The organism is Paenibacillus sp. FSL E2-8871 (genome assembly GCF_038000345.1).
In the GTDB taxonomy this organism is placed as follows: Bacteria; Bacillota; Bacilli; order Paenibacillales; family Paenibacillaceae; genus Paenibacillus_AQ.
Window position 1 is genome coordinate 1,950,555 of sequence record NZ_JBBOBV010000001.1, and the last position, 20,414, is coordinate 1,970,968.

Sequence of the window (20,414 nt, forward strand, 5' to 3'; positions counted from 1 at the left end):
CTATATTCACCTCTTCGCTTAGCGCTCTACAGTTTCCATAAGAAACGCTTCGATAATGTCGCCCTCTTGGACGTCATTATAGCGTTCCAAAGTTATGCCGCATTCATAACCTTGCGCCACTTCTTTGGCATCATCTTTAAAGCGTTTCAAGGTATCAACTTTACCTGTAAATACAACGATTCCGCTACGGATCAAGCGCATTTCAGCATTACGGGTAATTTTACCATCAATTACCATACAACCTGCAATGGTACCCACTTTACTGATTTTGAAGACGCTACGTACTTCAGCGTGACCGATAACGTTCTCTTTATAGATAGGATCAAGCATACCCTTCATTGCACTTTCGATTTCCTCGATTACATTGTAGATGATGTTATGGAGACGAACATCTACTTTTTCTTGTTCAGCAGCTGCCTTGGTCTGAGCGTCCGGACGAACGTTAAAGCCAATAACAATAGCATTAGATGCTGCTGCAAGTGTAATATCGGATTCCGTAATGGCACCAGCACCGCTGTGAATGATCTTCACGCGGACGCCTTCCACTTCGATCTTAGCCAGGGAACCTTTAAGTGCCTCGACTGAACCTTGTACGTCAGCTTTAATGATAACGTTAAGGTCTTTGATTTCGCCGTCTTTAATGTGCTGGAACAAATCATCCAATGTTACACGGGTGTTCGTATTCAGCTCAGATTGACGTTGGGATGTGGAACGTCTATCAGCAATCGCACGGGCTTTACGCTCGTCTTCGAAAGCCATAAACGGATCGCCAGCTTGTGGTACCTCAGTCAAACCAGTAATTTCTACTGGAGTGGAAGGTCCAGCTTCCTTGATCTTACGTCCTTTATCATTAACCATCGCACGTACACGTCCGAAGCAGTTACCTGCTACGAAAGCATCGCCGACTTTCAATGTACCGTTCTGTACCAGAACACGTGCAACTGGTCCACGATTCTTATCAAGCTCAGCTTCTATAACCGTACCACGTGCCCGTTTGTCAGGGTTCGCTTTGTACTCATTTACTTCAGCAACGAGCAGAATCATTTCCAGCAGTTCTTCCAAGTTAATACGTTGTTTTGCAGAAAGGTTAACGAAGATGGTATCTCCGCCCCACTCTTCAGGAACGAGTTCATAGCTTGTAAGCTCTTGCTTCACTTTGTCAGGATCTGCACCCGGCTTGTCGATTTTATTAACAGCGACAATAATCGGAAGTCCAGCAGCCTTAGCATGTGCAATAGCTTCAACGGTCTGAGGCATAACACCGTCATCAGCAGCAACTACGATAATAGTCATATCTGTTACCTGTGCACCACGAGCACGCATAGCAGTAAATGCTTCGTGACCAGGTGTATCTAGGAACGTGATTTTCTTCTGGTTGATTTCAACTTGATAAGCACCGATATGCTGTGTGATTCCGCCTGCTTCGCCTAGAGATACACTCGTCGAACGAATGGCATCCAGCAAAGTAGTTTTACCGTGGTCAACGTGACCCATGATCGTAACTACTGGAGGACGTGACTGAAGTTCTTCTTCAGCATCATTCTCTTCCACAGTTTCAAAGCTATCCTCATCAACAGGAATCTTCACTTCTACTTCTACGCCGAATTCAGCAGCGAGTAGCAGGATGGTGTCGATATCCAGCTCTTGGTTGATGGTTGCCATAACACCCATAGAGATCAGCTTCTTAATTACTTCAGAAGCGTCTTTGTGAAGCAATTTTGCTGTTTCACCAACAGTCATGCTACCACGAACGATAATCTTCTTAGGTGTGTTATCGATCTTCTCACGGTGAACCATTGGCTGATTCTTGCCGCGGCCATTCTTACCACCACGACCGCGGTAGTTACCGCCTTTGCCATCATCAAACCGTCTATTGTTCGTATTTGGTCTACCACCAGTTGTGTTCTTCTTAGGACCTCTGTCGTCACCGCGTGTGAAGCCACCGCCAGTGCCAGATTGACCTTGTGGGCGGCTGTCAGTGCGAGGTGCACTGCTTTGTCCTTGCGGACGGCTTCCAGTATTGCTTCCTTGTGGACGGCTACCACCGGTATTACTTCCTTGCGGACGGCTGCCACCAGTGCTGCTACCTTGCGGACGGCTACCACCGGTACTGCTACCTTGTGGACGGCTGCCAGTATTACTTCCTTGCGGACGGCTGCCACCAGTGTTGCTACCTTGTGGACGATTACCGCCTGTGCTACTTCCTTGCGGACGGCTTCCGCTAGTACTGTTAGTACGTGGAGCTCCGCTTTGTTGCGGACGTGCGTTCTGCGTTGAACCTGTTGTTGTTCTGCGGGAATCTTGTCCGCTTTGGGGCCTTGGGGACGTCGTCGATTGGTTGTTGTTTTGGTTACTGTTCATACCTACCTGCTTTTCCTGTTGATTTTTGTTGGCATTCTGAGCACTTTGGGGTTCGGCAGTTACCGCACCGGTTGTCACCGGACGGCTGCTGGAGCTGGTATCCCGTTTGGCTGCAGCGTTCGACTTGATATCCTTGAAGAATTGCTCTACTTTGTTCACGGAACCGTTCTCCATGACACTCATATGATTATTCACAGGGACATTCAAACGCTTCAGAATTGTAATAATTTCTTTACTGCTCATGTTTAGTGACTTGGCGTATTCGTACACGCGCAATTTATCTTTGTTCTCTTCTTTAGTCAATAAATCCACCTCCGACAGTATCTCCGAGTTGCTTGGAGATCATTTCCGCGAATCCTTTATCCGTAATGGCCAGTACTACACGCTGGTCTTTACCAATACTTGCACCGAGGCTGTCTCGGTGAAATGCGATTACTAGTGGAATATCGTAGGTTCCGCATTTATCACGGAACTTTTTTTGGGTATTATCTGAAGCGTCACCTGCCAGAACGACCAGCTTCGCCTCTGAAGACCGTACAGCTTTGAGTACAGCCTCATCGCCGGTGACTATCTTGCCTGCTCTCATGGCAAGCCCTAAATAAGAAAGCGCCTTACTCATTATCCTCACTATCCTTTGCTGCTAGAAACTGCTCTTCCACGGAAGTAAACTCCCGGGCAAGCTGGTCATAGATTTCAGGACTCACTTGACATTTCAAAGCACGGTCAAGTGCTTTATTCTTCTGTGCCAGCTTAAAGCATTCAAGCTTGCCGCATATGTAAGCACCACGGCCTGACTTCTTACCTGTCAGATCAATCAGTACTTCGCCCTCGGGCGTTCTAACCACTCGAATCAGCTCTTTCTTCGGCATCATCTCCTGGGTAGCAACGCATTTGCGCAGCGGCACCTTTCTTTGTTTCATACATACGCCTCCCGTCAAGCAGGTTAATTAATCAATAGAGACGGAATCCTGATGCATTTCATCAATAGAAGTTCTCGGTCTACCGTATTCCTGCTCCGCTTGACTTTCACTCTTGATATCAATTTTCCAGCCGGTAAGCTTAGCGGCAAGACGTGCATTTTGCCCTTTAATACCGATTGCCAGTGATAATTGATAATCAGGAACGATCACCCGTGCCATTTTCTCTGCTTCAAAGACTTGAACTTCAAGCACCTTAGAAGGGCTGAGTGCATTAGCGACATACTCCTGCACCAGATCAGAGTAACGGACGATATCGATCTTCTCGCCACGAAGCTCAGTAACGATGGTTTGAACGCGTGTTCCTCTTGGGCCTACGCAAGAACCAACTGGATCCACTTCCGGATTGCGGGAATACACAGCAATCTTCGAACGGAAGCCAGCTTCACGAGCTACGGAACGAATTTCAACTACACCATCAAAAATTTCCGGAACTTCTAGTTCGAACAGACGCTTCAGCAATCCGGGATGACTGCGGGACAGCATAATTTGCGGTCCTTTAGTGGTGTTCTCAACTTTAGTGATATAAGCCTTGATACGCTCGCTTTGTTTAAACTTCTCACCTGGCATCAATTCACTAAGCGGCAACACCGCTTCGATTTTACCAAGATCAATGTAGATGTTCCGCATATCTTGACGTTGTACAAGTCCTGTTACAATATCATCTTCTTTGTCAATAAAGGCATTATAGATGAGTCCACGCTCTGCTTCGCGAATCCGTTGTGTTACAACCTGCTTTGCAGTCTGTGCAGCAATACGCCCGAAATCACGTGGTGTTACTTCAAGCTCAGCAATGTCTTCAAGCTGGAAATGCGGGTTAATTTCTCTGGCTGCCGGCAATGAGATTTCAGTCCTTGTATCCAGGACCTCTTCAACAATTAGCTTGCGGGCAAACACTTTAATGACACCTGTGTTGCGGTTCATGTCAACACGCACGTTCTGTGCTGCATTGAAATTACGTTTATAACTAGAGATCAGCGCCGCTTCGATCGCTTCGAACAGCACATCTTTACTGATGCCTCTCTCCCTTTCCAGCTCATTCATTGCTTCAATAAACTCCATACTCATGAATTTCCGGCCCCCCTTTCAAGACGTTAAAAAATAATGGCCAATCTCGCGCTTGCGACTTTGGCATACGGTACTACATGTTCTTTTTTGCCCGCGGAGATGAGCAGTTCCTCGTTCTCGAACGAGAGCAAACGACCTTCAAATTCTTTGAGTCCTTGAATCGGCTCATAAACAGTCACATACACGTCCTTACCTACCGCTTTAGCTACATCCGCAGCTTTTTTGAGAGGACGCTCTGCTCCCGGTGAGGAAACCTCAAGGAAATATGCCTCAGGGATAGGATCATTCTCATCCAACTGCTGACTGAAATATTCGCTAATGCTTCCGCAGTCATCAATATCAATGCCGCCTTCTTTATCTACGAATATACGCAGAAACCAATTGGAGCCTTCCTTCACGTATTCAACGTCCACCAGTTCGAAACCATTGTCGTCGAGATAGGGCCCGAGCATCTGCTCTACCGTTTGTTTAATTTTAGATTTGGGTGTGCTCAAAAGAAAATTACCTCCACGAACTTGTCTTTTGCTATATACCAAAGATAAAGAGTGGGTTTCCCCACTCTTTACACAACGGACTTATCTCATTATTACCAAAGAAATTATACCATAGTGAGTCTGGACTGACAAGTGCTAGCCCTTGACTCCCCCTTTGGAGCTCTCTTTTCTAGAAATACAAGAAAGTATAAGTTTCACGTCATCCTATACGTTTTGTATTTTTCGCAGAAACCGGTACCGTCCCTAAAAGGACGGCAAAGCCGGTTCTGCTTACCATGAAATAAGTGTTGTTAAAGCCTTTAAAATAGGGAAAGTTGATTGCTCTCCGGTAAGCCGCGGAAGCAGCCCATATTGGTTAGCAGCTCAACAACTGTCTTACTCGCCTTGGATTTTTGCTGGAAATCCTCAATAGAAAGGAACTCCCCGGCATCTTTCGCAGCGGCAATGTTGATAGCAGCATTCTCACCAATTCCCGCTAATGCGGAAAACGGAGGAATCAAACTCTTGTCATCAACAATAAACTTATTCGCTTCCGAACGGTAAAGATCAATGTTTTTGAATGTAAACCCACGTGCCGTCATCTCCAAAGCCATCTCAAGGACAGGCAACATAGCCTTTTCCTTAGGCAAAGCTTGAAATCCTTTTTGCTCAATTTCTACGATCTGACGGTTGATCGCTTCATATCCCTTACAGCACAATTCAATATCAAAATCTGCTGCACGTACAGAGAAATAAGTCGCATAATATTCAATAGGATGATACAGCTTGAAGTAGGCGGTACGCACTGCAGAAATTACGTATGCAGCAGCATGCGCCTTCGGGAACATGTATTGAATCTTCAGACAAGAATCAATATACCATTGTGGAACCTTGCACTTTTTCATTTCCTCGATCCATTCGTCAGATAAACCTTTACCTTTACGAACACTCTCGGTAATTTTAAAGGCCAAGCTCGCATCCATTCCCGCTTTATAAATTAAGAAGAGCATGATGTCATCCCGACAACCGATAACGGTCTTAATGTTACAAGTGTTATTCTTTATAAGCTCTTGCGCGTTACCAAGCCAAACTCCAGTACCATGAGACAAACCTGATATTTGCAGTAAGTCAGCAAAGCTGGATGGTTTCGACTCAATAAGCATTTGACGTACGAACTTGGTACCCATTTCGGGCACACCATATGTCGCAACCGGTGATCTGATTTCATCAGGTCTCACTCCAAGTGCATCTGTAGAGTTAAACATGCTCATTACTTTCGGATCATTCATTGGAATAGAAGTTGGATCAACACCTGTCAAATCCTGCAGCATCCGCATCATCGTCGGATCATCATGACCCAGAATATCAAGCTTCAGCAGATTCGCGTCAAAAGCGTGATAATCAAAGTGTGTGGTCTTCCATTCGGCATTGACATCATCCGCCGGGAATTGCACTGGCGTAATATCTTCTACCTCCATATAGTCTGGAACAACGACTATACCACCAGGATGCTGTCCCGTACTACGTTTAACGCCTGTACAGCCGGCCGCCAGACGGCCAACTTCAGCTCCACGCCAACGTTTCTGGTGAAGTTCTTCGTATTTTTTTGCAAATCCGAAAGCTGTCTTCTCAGCTACGGTACCAATCGTTCCGGCACGGAATACATTTTTCTCACCAAACATTTCTTTGGTAAAGTTATGTGCATTCGGCTGATATTCCCCTGAGAAGTTCAAGTCGATATCGGGAACTTTATCCCCTTTAAATCCAAGGAAGGTCTCGAACGGAATATCCTGGCCTTCACCTTTGAGCTTCTGACCGCAATCCGGGCAGACTTTATCTGGTAAATCGAATCCGCTACGCACACTACCGTCCAGGAACCATTCACTATGGCGACACTCGGGGTTTAGGCAAATATAATGCGCAGGCAAAGGATTAACTTCTGAAATTCCAAGAAATGTAGCTACTACAGAAGAGCCTACAGAACCCCGCGAGCCTACGAGATATCCATCTCGATTTGATTTTTTAACGAGACGTTCAGAAATCAAATAGTTGGCAGAGAACCCGAATTTAATAATCGGTGCAAGCTCTTTCTCCAAACGGGCAATAACTACTTCAGGTAGTTCTTCGCCATAAATGGATTTGGCAGTGTTATAACAGGTCTCGCGAATTTCTTCGTCCGCCCCTTCAAGAATTGGTGTAAATAGCTTATCTGGAAATAGCTCCAGCTCTTCAAAACGTTCTGCCAGCTCAACTGTATTCGTAACCACGACTTCCATCGCTTTTTCAGCACCGAGAAATTCGAATTCAGACAGCATTTCATCCGTTGTGCGGAAGTGTGCATCCGGTTTGCGTTGGTCTTTAAGCGGACTAAAGCCTGTGATCCCATTAATCGTAATATCACGATACAGCTTGTCCCGGGGTTCAAGATAATGCACATTCCCCGTTGCGATAACAGGTTTATTCAACTGTTCCCCTATTTCGCAAACCTTGCGGACTACATCGCGAAGCTCATCAGGGCCTGCTACAAAGCCCTTGTCCACTAAGTGCATGTACATGGTCAATGGCTGAATCTCCAGCACATCATAAAAATGAGCAACCTCCATGGCTTCCTCAGTCGTTTTGTTGAGTACTGCTTCAAAAAACTCTCCACGTTCACAACCGGAAATCACGAGCAGTCCATCTCTATGCTCTTCCAGCTTGGATTTCGGAATACAAGGTACACGTTTGAAATATTCCGTATGTGACATGGAAATGAGCTTATAGAGATTTTTTTTGCCTACTTGATTAAGTGCATAAATATTACAGTGGAATGGTCTTGTGTTCGAAAGATCATTACCCACATAATCGTTTAGTCGATCAAGGCGGGTCATGCCCTTCATCTTTTCAGCATCTGCGAGCAATCCTGTTAATATACCGCCGAGCGCTATGGTATCATCAATCGCACGGTGATGGCTTTCCAGAAGAACTTTATATTTATCGGCTAATGTGTTCAGCCTGTGATTCTTCATGCTTGGATATAGTAACCGAGCGAGCTCAAGCGTATCAAGAGATGGATTCGGAAGCACAGGTTCACCTATTTTACGTAACGAGGCCTGAATAAAACCCATATCAAATCTGGCGTTATGAGCAACAAGGATACTATCACCCACAAATTCAACAAACTTACGCAGCACTGGTTCAAGATCAGGAGCATCCTTAACCATTTCATCCGTAATATTGGTCAATTGCTGAATATGATAAGGGATTTTCTCATGCGGATTAACAAAAGTAGAATAACGGTCTACTTCTTTGCCTTCGCACATTTTAATGGCCGCCAGCTCCGTAATATTATTGCGGGTAATCGATAACCCAGTGGTCTCTATATCAAACACTACATAGGTAGCTGTCTTCAAGTCCAAAGGCTGAGCATTCTCGACAATATTTACAGAGTCATTCACAACATTGGCTTCCACGCCATAAATCATTTTTATCTTATGCTTATGAGCTGCATGGTTCGCATCAGGAAAAGCCTGAACTCCGCCATGATCAGAAATAGCAATCGCAGGATGCCCCCACTGGGCAGCTGTTTTGACATAGGTAGTGATCGGAGTGACCGCATCCATCGTACTCATCGTAGTGTGAAGGTGGAATTCCACCCGTTTCTTAGGAGCCGTATCTTTACGCGCAGGCGGTGCCTTAACTTCCGTTAAATCCGAAGGGATCATCACGAGCTCAGGAATCTGCATAAAACGGTCATATTCAACTTTTCCGCGTGCTCTTACCCATTTACCGTTTGCTAGCTGACTCATAACCTTCAGATCATCTTTAGTCTTCGCGAACATCTTCATTTGTAGAGAATCCGTGAAATCGGTCAAACTGAAGGTGAACAAAGTACTGCCATTGCGAAGTTCCTTACGATCCAGACCAAAAATGGTACCCTGAATTGTAATTTTCTTCTCTTCATCTTGAATTTCAAGAATCGGCACAGCCTGTTCCTTAATTTCATACCCCACTTGAAGCTTAATTACTTCATTAGGATCGCTATCATCAGCAGGAGCTTCTGTTTCTACAGCAGTCATCATCTGCTCAACGATCTCGCGTTGTTCTTGCTGAAGCTTTTGCTGAAATTCTTCGTATGCTTCAACATTATTATTTTCGTTCTCTGCCATTAGCACTTTAACTTTTAAGGAGAGACCGAAATACTTATTATAAAATTTAATAATTGCCCCATCGATGCCTTTTTTACGAGCCAGCTCCATAGAAGTGGAGTCACTCATCGTCAGCATTAAAGTGTCATCTTTAAGCTCTTGGGTAGAACGTGTCAGCCAGCCATTAACCGAAGGGATCTCGCGAGTCACCCACTCCAGAAACAATCCCCAATATTCTTGGACTAGCTCTGCTCTACTAACTTTTTGATCATATACGAATAAAAAGCTTACTTTGGCTATATGCTGTAGCTTCTCGCGCATTCTGAGGCAAAATGTCCGGTATACCTGCGCTGGAACCAGACTTTCTTTCGCAATCACAATTTGCCAGTCTCGGTTACCACGGCTGATCTCTACACGCTCTATATATCCATCTAAAAAGTAGGGATCCATAATTGCAGGTGGAATTTCACCTTGCTTCATCAAGAGCTCGAATCTTTTTCTTCTCTCCTGGTTTTGTTCCATGCTTTCCTCCCACCTTTGATAACTCCGTAAAACACAATCAATGATATTCAGTGAAAGTACAATATGATAAGAAGAAACGACGTTGTCGTCTTTTAAAGATGATAACTGTTTCTCGTGAAAATATAAGGATAAAGTATAGTGTGAAACTTATACTTTCTTATATTTCAAGCATAAACGCCTTCGGCGTCCTTATGAGGACGGTAAGTGTTTATGCGAGAAATATAAGGATAATTTACAGCGTAAGCCTATAAATTCTTATATTTTAAAAAGCTTCTGGATTCAAAAAGCATTGGGTTTTTTCGGCCCGCTGACTCCTCTCTCCAGAAGCTAGATTAAAATACTACAAGACTGTTGATCGGTACCAAAAGATTAATATGCCTTTGCAAAAACCACTGTATGCTCAGCTGGTTTGCCACAGCAAATACAGACTTGCTTCTTCTCCGCCGGATCGAAAGGAATGTTGCGGCTACCCGCACCTGTCTCTTCCTTAACTTTGGACTCGCATTCTTCGGAACCACACCAGCCAGCTAGTGCAAAGCCGCGTTTTTCTTCCATTGAAGCTTTCATTTCTTCCAAGGAATCTACAGAATAGAAATGGTCCTCGCGGAATTTCAGGGCACGTTCGAACATTTCATTATGAACCTGCTCGAGCATTGCTTGTACCTCTTCAACAAGGTTCTCCTGCTGAATTACCTTCTTCTCACCTGTGACACGGGATACGATAACGCAAACGCCATTCTCCATATCGCGTGGTCCAAGCTCCAAGCGTACAGGTATACCGCGCATTTCATATTCATTGAACTTCCAACCTGGCGTTACATCCGAACGATCATCCACACGTACACGAACACCTGCGTTCTTCAGCTCCTTGAACAGCTCGTCTGTCCGTCCAATCACGGCTTCGCGAGTTTTAGGAGGTCCGATTGGAATCATAATCACTTGAGTTGGCGCTACCTTAGGTGGCAGAACAAGACCACGGTCATCGCCATGCACCATAATCAGCGAACCAATCAAGCGTGTAGTGGATCCCCATGAGGTGGTATGCACATATTCTAAATTATTGTCGCGGCTCAAATACTGGATCTCAAATGCTGTTGCAAACTTGGTACCCAAGTAATGTGAGGTAGCAGCCTGAACAGCACGTCCATCTTTCATCATCGCTTCAATAGAATACGTATCTACTGCACCAGCAAAACGCTCGGAAGGTGTCTTTTGTCCAGTGATCACCGGAATGGCAAGGAATGTCTCGGCAAAATCACGGTAGTTATCCAGCATCTTCATGGTTTCTTCACGAGCTTCGGCTTCATTCTCATGCGCAGTATGCCCTTCTTGCCAAAGAAACTCAGTAGTGCGGATAAATGGTAAAGTACGCTTCTCCCAACGAACCACGTTCGCCCATTGATTGATAAGTACAGGAAGGTCACGATAGGACTGAATCCATTTGGAATACATATGCCCAAACATGGTCTCAGAAGTAGGACGGACAGCCAGACGTTCTTCAAGCACGTCTCCACCAGCCTCAGTTACCCATGGCAGTTCGGGATTAAAGCCTTCAATATGATCCTTTTCCTTTTGAAAGAAACTTTCTGGAATGAACACTGGAAAATAAGCATTACGATGCCCAGTTTCCTTGAGGCGACGGTTCATTTCCTCCTGAATATGCTCCCATATTTCATAACCCTCTGGCTTAAATACGATACAGCCACGAACAGGAGAGTAGTCCATCAAGTCTCCTTTTTTTATAACATCAATATACCAGCGTGAGAAATCCTCGCTTTGCGGCGTGATTTCCGTAACGAATTGCTTATCTTTTGCCATGTAATGGAATGCCTCCCGAAGAAAATTAGCCGCTGATCAAACGTAAAATATCATTATACGTAACAGCAATCATTAATAAAAATAACAGTGCAAATCCGACAAAGTGAACCATACCTTCACGACTCGGATCTACAGGTTTACCGCGTAATGCCTCCACACCTAGGAACGCCAGACGGCTTCCATCGAGTGCTGGAATCGGCAATAGGTTGAAAATCCCCAGATACAAGCTTAGGATAGCAGCCCAATAGGTAAGATACTGAATGCCTTGTTGGGCAATTTGACCGGTTACTTCAAAGGTACGAACCGGACCTCCAATATCATCCATATTGAATTTATTGATCAATTGCTTAAAGCCCAGAAAGATAGCTTCCGTCGTATCGACCATAGCTTTACCTGAACCTGTCAACGTCTCTCCAACCCCTGCTTTGCGGGTAGGAAGCTCAGGTGTAATCCCGATTTTGCCGCCTTCTTGTCCCTCCATGCTACGAGGAACGAGAGTCACATTAAGGGTCTCATCACCACGTTGAAGCATCCATTTCATTTCTTTCCCTTTGGACTCCGAGGTTAAGTCAATCATTTTTTGGTAGTCGGCACCAATCTTCTCACCGTTGATGGAGACAATAATGTCACCCTTCTGCAATCCCGCCTCTTGTGCAGGCATTCCTTCAGAGACATCACCGATCTTAACATAAGTAGGATTCTCCACCGGAATTCCAACCATTTGCAAATGGATGGCAAACAGAACAAAGGCTAACAGGAAGTTCATCACAGGACCCGCAACAATAGCCAATGCACGCTGACCCACGGTCTTACTACCGAATTGGCGATCTTTAGGCGCAATTTGAGTCTGTTGCGTTCCTTTAATCATCATCGCTTGAGGATGAACATCATAAGTAGTAACTTCGCCATCCACATCCAAGCGGATTTGCAGATCATTTTCAAGATCAGTATGCAAAGCCTCACCACGGATTACATTTTTACGTGTATCCAGTGCGTCCAGATAAATATTTTTCACTTTGTTATCCTGACCGAGTCTTACTGCAATCGTCTGTCCTGAGCCAATTTCAATAATTTCTGGATCTTCACCAGCCATCCGAGCATAACCGCCAAAAGGCAGTAAACGCAAAGTGAACTGTGTCTCATTCCGTTTATAAGAAAACAGTTTCGGACCGAAACCGATAGCAAATTCCCTCACGAGAATACCGGCGCGTTTGGCAAAATAATAGTGACCCCATTCATGTACAGTCACCAGGACAAAAAACATGAGCACCGTTAATAAAACGACTTGAACCATTTCCAAACGTATCATCCCCCTTTAGGTGTAAGACCGAAGTATGTCCTCTTAATTTATCATTATTCTCCGATCAGGCACAAGAGAATCAACTGTCCCAACCTATTTTTAGGGCAAAGTAAGTATTTCCAGTCAAGCAATAACGCCATTGGCATCCCTTAAGGAGACGGTACGCGTTTACGCGAGAAATATAAGGATAATGTATAAAGTGAAACTTATACTTTCTTATATTTTTAAAAAGAGAACTTTCTACCTTCTACAGCGTTGCTGCCAGCTCACGAACACGCTTATCACAGGATTCAATTTGTTCCAAATTCGGATTGTTCTCGTTAATATGACGATGCAGCACTTCCCCGATGATCTCCTCAATTCGCAGGAATGGGATCTCATGACTCAAGAAACGAGCAACAGCAATTTCATTCGCAGCATTAAAAGCAGTAGTAGCTGTCCCTCCAGCTTTTCCACAATCCATGGCTAGCTTAAGCGCAGGGAAACGTTCATAGTCCATTTCTCGGAAAGTCAAACGTCCAACTTCAGCTAACGACAAACGCTGTGCCGGCGATTCCCAGCGTTCAGGATACGTGAGCGCATATTGAATCGGGACACGCATATCGGGATTACCAAGCTGAGCAATAATGCTGCTATCGCGGAACTCCACATATGAGTGAATGATACTCTCTGGATGCAAAAGTACATTTACTTGTTCATAAGGTAGACCAAATAGCCAATGCGCTTCAATCACCTCAAGCCCTTTATTCACCATTGTAGCAGAATCAATCGTGATTTTCGCGCCCATGCTCCAATTCGGATGACGAAGTGCATCTTCTACTGTTACATTCTTGAGTTGATCACGAGTGAAATCCCGGAAGGATCCACCAGAAGCCGTTAAAGTGATGCAAGCAATATCCGCGAGATTCTCACCATTTAAGCACTGAAAAATAGCAGAATGCTCGCTATCAATAGGTAACAACTTAACACCCTTACGATTAGCTAGATCAGTGACGAGGTGTCCTGCCGTTACCAAAGTCTCTTTATTAGCTAGTCCAATATGTTTGCCTGCTTCGATCGCAGCTAACGTGGATCGGAGGCCTACACTACCCATAACAGCCGTTACGACCATTTCGGCATCTCCACCAGCTGCCACCTCAACAAGACCTTCATTCCCGCTGTATAGCTGTATGCCAGAAGGCAGACTGGATCTAATCTCATCTGCCAACTCCTTTGTTGCAACAGAAACACGACGAGGATTAAACCGACGAACTTGTTCCAGCAATAACGCTGTATTCGTTCCAGCTGCCAAGCCATCTACTTGAAAAGAGTCTGGGTGCATAGCGATGACATCTAGAGTCTGAGTGCCGATCGAACCTGTGGAACCAAGAACACTTATTTTTTTCATAGTTATACCCTCTCCTTCCGTTAATAGTAAGGCATGAGCGTTAGGATATGTACGAATGGAAATACGATAATCCAGCTGTCACATCGATCAAGGATACCACCGTGACCTGGCAGAAGTGTGCCTGAATCTTTGATACCATACGCACGTTTATAAGCAGATTGCACAAGATCACCAAGCTGACCCAAGACCGCACAAGAAAGCCCTATAAGGAGCGCTCGTCCTATCGCTAGATGTTCAGGAGCAAATATTGCAAACACGATCGCGATTAGCATCGAGATCAGTACTCCACCTACCGCACCTTCCACCGTTTTGTTGGGACTGATAGCAGGCCAAAGTTTGTTCTTCCCCATGCTTCTTCCAACAAAGTAAGCCCCGGCATCACTACCCCAAATGCAGAAAAGGAGTAAAAAAGTCCAGAACAAACCATGTCCGTCATCCGATGCACGAGCCATGGCCATATAAGAAAAACCCATTCCAATGTATACTATACCAGTAAACAGCAAGGCTGTTACTCGAATATCTAATTTATTTTTAGTAAAAACTGTAACTAAAAGGAACAACAGCAGCAGAATCCAAATTCCTTGTTCCCACGATAAGGGTGCAGAGATCCCAAGCAAATTCCAAGGGATCATAAAACTTAGAATGGCTGCATAACCAAGAACGGTAGAACCGGAAAGCGCAGGTATCCCTATCATTTTCACAAATTCATAAAACCCGATAAAAGCCATGGCAGTAAGTAACAACTGGTATGGCCAGTTTCCCAACACGCATAAGCCTAAAAATAGTGCTCCGGCAACAATTCCGGTAATCAATCGCTGCTTCAAAGGTTTCCATCTCCTATCAAGCTACTTCAGTCCACCATAGCGGCGTGTACGGCGTTGATATTCAGCAACTGCCTGATGCAAATGCTCCTTATCAAATTCAGGCCAATACACATCAGTAAACCACAGCTCACTATAAGCAAGCTGCCATAGCATGAAATTGCTAAGTCGCATTTCTCCGCTTGTACGTATAAGCAAATCCGGATCTGGTAACCCACCAGATAACATTCGGCTATCGATTAGATCAGTCGTAATATCTTCCGGTGACAAAGCCCCTGATTGGATGTCCTTACCAATGCTGCGCATGCAGTCCTCAATTTCTTTACGTCCCCCATAATTAAGAGCAAAATTCAATATAAGTCCAGTATTGCCCTGTGTTCGGGAAACCGCTTCTTCCATAGCCTTGCGTGTATATGAAGGTAATGCATCAGTATCCCCCATCATACGTACTTGGACATTCTTCTCAATCAGTTCATCAAGCTCAATGGCTAGAAACTCCACTGGCAAGCGCATCAGATAATCGACTTCTTCCTTTGGTCGTTTCCAATTTTCTGTCGAGAACGCATACATCGTCAAAAACTCAACACCCAGTTCGTCTGCAGCGATTGTAGCACGTTTAACAGCCTTCATGCCATTCTGATGACCCACAACGCGCGGCAACCCGCGACGCTTAGCCCAACGCCCATTGCCGTCCATAATAACAGCCACATGCCGGGGAATGTTATCCGGTGAAATCTCGACTGGCTGTTGCCTGTCTTTACGGCTCAGCCACGCTTGAACCCGTTTGATCATTTCCGTTTCCTCCAAGCTCTTATCAGAAAGAGACAAACCCCACCATTAACGGAGGGGCCTTAAGTCTCTAGAATATCTTTATACTTCCATAATCTCTTTTTCTTTGGATACAAGCACTTTGTCGACCTCGGCTATGAACTTATCCGTTGTCTTTTGAATGTCTTCCTGATGGCCACGGGACTCATCTTCCGAGATACCGTTTTTCTCCATCTTCTTAATATCATCGTTGGCATCACGGCGAATGTTGCGGATCGCTACTTTCGCTTCTTCACCAAATTTCTTCGTCAATTTCACCAAATCCGTCCGACGTTCTTCAGTCAGCGGAGGGATAGAAAGACGAATGATTGTGCCGTCATTAGCAGGCGTCAAACCGATATCCGATTTCATAATCGCCCGTTCAATGTCAGACATCGATGTTTTGTCCCACGGCTGGATTAACAGTGTCCGGGAATCCGGAGTACTGATGTTCGCCAGCTGATTGATTGGAGTTGGGGAACCATAATATTCAACTTGAATGCGATCTAGCAGTGATGTTGTTGCACGTCCTGCACGCAATGTTGCCAAGTCACGTTTCAGCGATGAAATCGCTTTTTCCATACGCTCTTCGGCATTTTTTTTGACCGATTGTGGCATTAATCTACACTCCCTTTAACAATCGTTCCGATCTTCTCACCGAGAACGACACGTTTGATATTGCCTTGTTCAGTAATGGCAAATACAATGAGCGGTATATTATTATCCATGCATAGAGATGAAGCTGTGGAATCCATAACACCAAGGTTTTTGTTCAGAACATCCATGTAAGTGAGCTGTTCAAATTTCTCGGCTGTGCTGTCTTTAAACGGATCTGCTGAATATACACCATCAACCTTGTTCTTCGCCATCAGAATAACTTCTGCTTCGATTTCTGCTGCTCTAAGTGCTGCAGTAGTATCTGTAGAGAAGAAAGGGTTACCTGTGCCTGCTGCAAAAATAACAACACGACCCTTCTCCAAGTGACGAATCGCACGACGACGAATGTACGGTTCAGCAATTTGCTGCATTGAGATCGAAGTCTGCACTCTTGTTGGCACATCGATTTGTTCTAATGCATCCTGCAGAGCAAGTGAATTCATTACTGTTGCCAGCATGCCCATATAATCTGCAGTAGCGCGATCTATGCCACTTGCACTACCAGCGATCCCGCGCCAAATGTTACCTCCACCACAAACAATCGCAACCTGAACGCCAAGCTCTACAACTTCCTTGATCTGTTCAGCGATGGAAATAATCATGTCGGCATCAATACCATATCCGTTTTGTCCTGCCAAAGACTCTCCACTTACCTTAAGGACTACTCTCTTAAATACCGGCTGTTCCAAATGTATACCCTCACTTTCTGCAAAAGACGGAACACTACGTGTACGTGTTCCGCTCTTCTGATGCTTGCCTTTATTCAATTCTTCACATTTATGATGAAGCTGATATTAATTATTTACTTGTGCCATAACTTCTTCAACAAAGTTATCCACTTTCTTTTCCAAACCTTCGCCTAGTTCAAAACGAGCAAAACGACGGATCGAGATGTTTTCTCCGATTGTGCTGATTTTTTCGTTCAGCAATTGGGAGATCGTTTTGTCTGGGTCTTTAACGAAGGTTTGCTCAAGCAAACAATATTCTTCGTAATATTTACCAATACGTCCTTCAACCATTTTTTCAATGATTTTCTCAGGCTTACCTTCGTTCAAAGCTTGAGCTTTCAGGATTTCTTTTTCTTTTTCTACATCTTCTTGTGGAACTTCTTCACGACGAACATAACGTGGGTTTGCTGCAGCGATTTGCATAGCGATATCGCGAGCAAAATCCTTGAAGGAATCTGTTTTACCTACAAAGTCAGTTTCGCAGTTGATTTCTACAAGTACACCAATACGGCCGCCAGCGTGGATGTAAGATTCTACAACGCCTTCAGTAGCAATACGTCCTGCTTTGTTTGCTGCTGCGGACAAACCTTTTTCACGAAGCAATTCAGCCGCTTTAGTGATATCGTTATTAGCTTCTTCAAGCGCTTTTTTACAATCAAGCATACCAGCGCCTGTTCTTTCACGAAGTTCTTTTACTGCTTTTGCATCAACTGCCATTGTTTATTCCCTCCAGGTAATTGTCGTTTTCTTACATTATTCAAGGCTTTTATCCTAAAAAAAGGGCAGTGAGAGGTTATCCACCTGCCAACCACCCTTTTCATTTAAGTTCTTGTATGTGTTAGTCGCTACTTAAGCAGTAGTTGTGTCTTCGCCTTGGTGAGCTTCAACAACAGCGTCTGCCATTTTACCAGTCAACAATTTCACGGCGCGGATAGCGTCGTCGTTACCTGGAATTACGTAGTCGATTTCGTCTGGATCACAGTTAGTATCAACGATAGCTACGATTGGAATACCCAATTTGCGAGCTTCTGCAACTGCAATACGCTCTTTACGCGGGTCAATGATGAACAACGCGCTTGGTAGACCTTTCATGTTCTTGATACCGCCCAAGAATTTTTCAAGACGATCTTTCTCTTTGCGAAGAAGGATAACTTCTTTCTTAGGTAGAACTTCGAAAGTGCCGTCCTCTTCCCAAGATTCCAATTTCTTCAAACGATCAATACGTTTTTGGATAGTTTGGAAGTTAGTAAGAGTTCCGCCCAACCAACGTTGGTTAATGAAGAACATACCGGAACGTTCTGCTTCTTCTTTTACGGAATCTTGTGCTTGTTTCTTTGTTCCTACGAATAGGATTGTGCCGTTGTCACCAGCGACGCTTTTTACAAAGTTGTAAGCTTCTTCTACCTTCTTGACTGTTTTTTGCAAGTCAATAATGTAAATTCCGTTTCTTTCAGTGAAGATATAACGATCCATCTTTGGGTTCCAACGACGAGTCTGGTGACCGAAGTGTACCCCAGCTTCTAGAAGCTGTTTCATGGAGATTACTGCCATCTTCACACACCTCCTAAGTTTGGTTTATTGTGTGTCTCCTCCGCCGTGCGTCATCTTTCAGCAAGACTTTCTTCAGAAGAAAGCACCCCTTGTCGAAATCAACCGGCGTGTGTTTTAACACCGTCAATTACTATACCATATTTTATTAGTGTATGCAACGATCATTGAAAACTTATTAATTTTTCTAGTATAGAATCTAGACTCTCGTCTTTATTAAAGGTGTAAGAACCCGATTGAATCTTCGTATTGATCTGACGTTGATTGGCGGCTTTAAGAAAACTAGCCTTGTCCTTAATGACTTCAGCCTTCTCCAAAATATCTGCTGTTTTTGTCAGTGTGCTACCTGAAGGTATACGAACAACAACCCCTGCATTCGCAGTGGCTTTAGGCTTATCAGGTGCAACAGCAGATGGTGCAGTAGTGACCTCTGGCTTCTCAATAGTGCCTTCTTTAGGCGTTGAGGGCTCTTTAGGAGGGACAACCTTATTGGGGTTATCAGATACTTTAGGAGATACTACAGGAGCGGGAGAAGCCGCTACTGTAGGCTTAGAAGGTTCCACGTTCTCCGTACTTCCCTCATTAACGCCGTCTGTCTTCTCACCTTGAACAGCGTCCTCCAAAGCAGACTCATCAGAAGGTGGTTCAGTAGATTCGTCGATAACCTTCAAGTTCAATTTCTCAGCACCTTGTATTACCTGTTCCTTGGTGAGTGGAGCCGCTCCACCGGATATCATTAACTGAAGTAATAGTGCGCCTGCAATTAGCCCTGTGCCAAGACCGAACAAAAAAGAACGGTTCTTCATCATACCGATTCCTCCTGTTTGGCGAGTTGCAGAATCAGTTGCACTTCTCCCCGCTGAAGTCCAGCCGTCTTGGCAATGGAGTCTATCGATTTCCCCTGCTCATGTAGTTCAAATAATCTTGGATACCGCAATTTAATAGAACTAATGGGTTTCGCTTTCACTTCTGGTTGTATTGAACTCAATTCAGCTCCGGCAGACGGGTCTCCGATCGCAGCAACCTTAGCATACGAACCCTTCTCAACCGAAACTTCTAACTCTCTTAACCGCTTTTCTTCGTTAGTTACTCGGCCCTCTAGTAATAAAGAGCTTTGTTGTAATTCTGTCAATTGATGCTGCAAATCACTAATCTGCCCTTGCATTGCTACATGATTAGTTTGTGATTGCTGTTTAATACTGCTGACCAACTGTGCTAGCTCTTCATTCTCGCGCTCTATGTCAGCCATATATAGCTCAAGCGCTGCCTCCGTTTCTTTGAGGCTTTGCTGCTCTGCTTTTCCTTCCTTCATACGCGCCGGAAGTAAAAGGGCATAAAGAATAGCGGCGACACCTACTAGCACAATATACACCCATGGTTGCAAGTGCCTTATCTCCTTTAACATATCAAATATAATTACTTATTAAAGACTCAGATCAATGCGCTGTCCTTTGTAAGGATGTTCCGCATCACGAGTACCTGACTTCGAACGTTTCTCCGAGGAAGGATTCCCTCCGGAATTATGATTGCCTTTATCTCCGCCATCGCGTAAAGCAGACTCAGAAGATTCATCCACTTCAGCGCTTCGCATGGTCATTTCCTGACTTTGTTTCACATTTTGTCCGGCCAGTTGATGCTGATCAATAGCGGGGCGCTGCTGAGATTCATTCTGAACCTTACCCGCTTCCGTAGTCCGAGGTAGTGCAATTTGCAGTTCCACTGGTTTTAGGCTCATCATAACCCTCTTCTCATAAGAAGAAACGATGTTGTCGTCTTTATGAAGACGATAACCGTTTCTCGTAAAAATATAAGGATAATGT

17 protein-coding genes and 1 pseudogene are annotated in these 20,414 nt (G+C 44.6%); all 18 read right to left on the bottom strand.

Annotated elements, in window-relative coordinates; genetic code table 11:
• Positions 1–18: 18 nt before the first annotated feature.
• Positions 19–2,664, bottom strand: a complete 2,646-nt coding sequence (gene infB, locus NYE25_RS08975; protein WP_042189415.1) for a translation initiation factor IF-2 — start codon at positions 2,662–2,664, stop codon at positions 19–21.
• A pseudogene (locus tag NYE25_RS08980) lies at positions 2,659–2,980 on the bottom strand (YlxQ family RNA-binding protein); the annotation flags it as partial. The gene infB and the pseudogene NYE25_RS08980, both read right to left, overlap by 6 nt.
• Entirely contained in the window at positions 2,973–3,281 is a 309-nt protein-coding gene (gene rnpM / locus NYE25_RS08985) for an RNase P modulator RnpM (RefSeq protein WP_042189416.1), read from the bottom strand. The gene rnpM and the pseudogene NYE25_RS08980, both read right to left, overlap by 8 nt.
• Before the next feature lie 27 nt (positions 3,282–3,308).
• Positions 3,309–4,406, bottom strand: a complete 1,098-nt coding sequence (gene nusA, locus NYE25_RS08990; RefSeq protein ID WP_042189417.1) for a transcription termination factor NusA — start codon at positions 4,404–4,406, stop codon at positions 3,309–3,311.
• Positions 4,407–4,432: 26 nt separating this feature from the next.
• The gene (rimP, locus tag NYE25_RS08995; protein ID WP_042128863.1) at positions 4,433–4,900 is read right to left on the bottom strand and encodes a ribosome maturation factor RimP; all 468 of its coding nucleotides are present in this window, start codon (positions 4,898–4,900) and stop codon (positions 4,433–4,435) included.
• 299 nt (positions 4,901–5,199) lie between these two features.
• Positions 5,200–9,528: a PolC-type DNA polymerase III gene (locus tag NYE25_RS09000; RefSeq protein WP_341145737.1), complete on the bottom strand. Its 4,329-nt coding sequence runs from the start codon at positions 9,526–9,528 to the stop codon at positions 5,200–5,202.
• Positions 9,529–9,897: 369 nt separating this feature from the next.
• Positions 9,898–11,346: a proline--tRNA ligase gene (gene proS, locus NYE25_RS09005; protein ID WP_042189419.1), complete on the bottom strand. Its 1,449-nt coding sequence runs from the start codon at positions 11,344–11,346 to the stop codon at positions 9,898–9,900.
• A gap of 25 nt (positions 11,347–11,371) precedes the next feature.
• Entirely contained in the window at positions 11,372–12,646 is a 1,275-nt protein-coding gene (gene rseP / locus NYE25_RS09010) for an RIP metalloprotease RseP (protein WP_042189420.1), read from the bottom strand.
• A 247-nt stretch (positions 12,647–12,893) separates the two neighbouring features.
• A complete protein-coding gene (locus tag NYE25_RS09015; RefSeq protein ID WP_341145738.1) occupies positions 12,894–14,033 on the bottom strand; it encodes a 1-deoxy-D-xylulose-5-phosphate reductoisomerase in 1,140 nt (379 codons plus the stop codon).
• A 20-nt stretch (positions 14,034–14,053) separates the two neighbouring features.
• A complete protein-coding gene (locus tag NYE25_RS09020) occupies positions 14,054–14,857 on the bottom strand; it encodes a phosphatidate cytidylyltransferase (RefSeq protein WP_042189422.1) in 804 nt (267 codons plus the stop codon).
• Positions 14,858–14,878: 21 nt separating this feature from the next.
• The gene (locus tag NYE25_RS09025; RefSeq protein WP_042189423.1) at positions 14,879–15,646 is read right to left on the bottom strand and encodes an isoprenyl transferase; all 768 of its coding nucleotides are present in this window, start codon (positions 15,644–15,646) and stop codon (positions 14,879–14,881) included.
• Positions 15,647–15,724: 78 nt separating this feature from the next.
• Positions 15,725–16,279 (bottom strand): ribosome recycling factor, encoded by a 555-nt coding sequence (gene frr, locus NYE25_RS09030; protein ID WP_042189424.1) that lies wholly within the window; start codon positions 16,277–16,279, stop codon positions 15,725–15,727.
• Complete coding sequence (gene pyrH / locus NYE25_RS09035) at positions 16,279–17,007, bottom strand: UMP kinase (RefSeq protein ID WP_036688491.1); 729 nt, start codon at positions 17,005–17,007, stop codon at positions 16,279–16,281. The genes frr and pyrH overlap by 1 nt, the downstream gene beginning before the upstream one ends.
• Positions 17,008–17,112: 105 nt before the next feature.
• Entirely contained in the window at positions 17,113–17,763 is a 651-nt protein-coding gene (tsf, locus tag NYE25_RS09040; protein ID WP_042189425.1) for a translation elongation factor Ts, read from the bottom strand.
• A 132-nt stretch (positions 17,764–17,895) separates the two neighbouring features.
• Positions 17,896–18,597, bottom strand: a complete 702-nt coding sequence (gene rpsB / locus NYE25_RS09045) for a 30S ribosomal protein S2 (RefSeq protein WP_036688493.1) — start codon at positions 18,595–18,597, stop codon at positions 17,896–17,898.
• A 161-nt stretch (positions 18,598–18,758) separates the two neighbouring features.
• Positions 18,759–19,403 carry an endolytic transglycosylase MltG gene (locus NYE25_RS09050; protein WP_341145739.1) on the bottom strand — a complete coding sequence of 215 codons (645 nt, stop codon included), beginning with the start codon at positions 19,401–19,403 and terminating at the stop codon, positions 18,759–18,761.
• A complete protein-coding gene (locus tag NYE25_RS09055; protein WP_339796794.1) occupies positions 19,400–19,978 on the bottom strand; it encodes a hypothetical protein in 579 nt (192 codons plus the stop codon). Before NYE25_RS09055 ends, NYE25_RS09050 begins: the two co-directional genes overlap by 4 nt.
• 39 nt (positions 19,979–20,017) lie before the next feature.
• Positions 20,018–20,329: a hypothetical protein gene (locus NYE25_RS09060; protein WP_149646181.1), complete on the bottom strand. Its 312-nt coding sequence runs from the start codon at positions 20,327–20,329 to the stop codon at positions 20,018–20,020.
• Positions 20,330–20,414: the final 85 nt, after the last annotated feature.